Below are 1413 nucleotides of genomic sequence, written 5' to 3' on the forward strand. Positions count from 1 at the left end.
CGACGAGGAGCACCAGCGCAACATCGACGAGCTGCGCGCCGCGCTTCCCGAGTGGGTCGCGGCGCTGGAGGCGGCAAGCGGCCCGCTTACCGCCGAGCGCCTGGGTGGGCGTGCGGCGGTACGCGCAGCGAGCCCGGACAAGACGCCCTACGCCGGCCCGGTGCCGGTCGCCGCGCAGTGGGCGAGCGACTACGCCGCACTCGCCCAGGACGCTTCATACCGGTTCTCCACCCCCGGCGCCCATCATGCCGGGCTCTGGATCTCCGCCGCCCACGGCAGCCGGGGGCTTGCCAGCGCCCCGCTGTGCGCCGAGATGATCGCCTCACAACTGCTGGACGAGCCGCTGCCGCTGGAGTGGCCCCTGGCCGACCATCTGCACCCCGGGCGGCGGCTGATCAGCGCGCTGGTGCGCGCCGGCGACTAACTAGTAGTCGCCCTCCTCCTCGTCGTCGGCCAGGTCGCGCCCGAAGGCGCGCCACTGGGCCAGGGTCATCACTTCGGTCTGCTCGAGCTCGATGTCGTGGGCGATCAGAAGCTCGCCGCGCTCGAGCTGGCGCTTGAGTTCGGCGACCCAGCCGTGCATGCCCTCCCCGCTGGTGTCGGTGGTGTCGTAGCCCTGGCGGGTCACGAAGGCCTCGAGCAGCGCGTTCAGGGTTTCCGGCGGCAGCATCCGCGCCGGCACTTCGATGAAACGGCTCATTCGCCCTGCTCCCATTGCCTGAGTTTGTCGATGAAGGCGGTCTCGTCGAGCACCTCGACGCCGAGCTCCTCGGCCTTGGCGAGCTTGCTGCCCGCCGCCTCGCCCGCGACCACGCAGGCGGTCTTTTTCGACACGCTGCCGGCGACCTTGGCGCCCAGCGCCTGAAGGCGCGCCTTGCCCTCGTCGCGGGTCATGGTGTCGAGGCTGCCCGTGAGCACCCAGGTCTGGCCCTCCAGGGGAGTGGGGCCACGCTCGACGCGGGCCTCCTCCCAGGTGAGACCGGCATCGCGCAGCGCCTGGATGGTCGCCTGGTTGCGCGGCTGATCGAAGAAGGTAGCGACGTGCGCCGCGACGATCGGGCCGACGTCGTTGACGGCTTCGAGCGCCGCCTGATCCGCTTCCATCAGCGCATCGAGGGTGCCGAAGTGGGCGGCGAGGTTGGCGGCGGTGGCCTCGCCTACTTCGCGAATGCCGAGGGCGTAGACGAAGCGCGCGAAGGTGGTCTGCCTGGCGCGCTCGAGTGCTTCGACCAGGTTCCGGGACGACTTCTGCCCCATGCGTGGAAGCTCGGCCAGCCGCTCGGCGGTGAGCGCGAACAGATCCGCCGGGCTCTCCACCCAGTCGCGCTCGACGAGCTGGTCGATCAGCTTCTCGCCCAGGCCGTCGACGTCCAGCGCCTTGCGGCTGGCGAAGTGCTTGAGCGCCTCCTTGCG

The 1413-nt window shown here is 70.9% G+C and carries 2 protein-coding genes and 1 pseudogene; 1 reads left to right on the forward strand and 2 read right to left on the reverse strand.

All coding sequences use genetic code 11. From position 1 onward, the window contains the following. A pseudogene (locus tag BIS11_RS17525) lies at window positions 1–424 on the forward strand (FAD-dependent oxidoreductase); the annotation flags it as partial. Here the strand turns inward: BIS11_RS17525 and BIS11_RS17530 are convergent. After that, window positions 425–700 carry a YheU family protein gene (locus tag BIS11_RS17530; protein ID WP_253419883.1) on the reverse strand — a complete coding sequence of 92 codons (276 nt, stop codon included), beginning with the start codon at window positions 698–700 and terminating at the stop codon, window positions 425–427. After that, window positions 697–1413: helix-hairpin-helix domain-containing protein (locus BIS11_RS17535; RefSeq protein ID WP_253586719.1), on the reverse strand; the 717-nt coding region annotated here is incomplete at its 5' end. The genes BIS11_RS17530 and BIS11_RS17535, both read right to left, overlap by 4 nt.

It is taken from the genome of Halomonas sp. 707D4 (genome assembly GCF_024158685.1).
Lineage (GTDB): Bacteria > Pseudomonadota > Gammaproteobacteria > Pseudomonadales > Halomonadaceae > Vreelandella.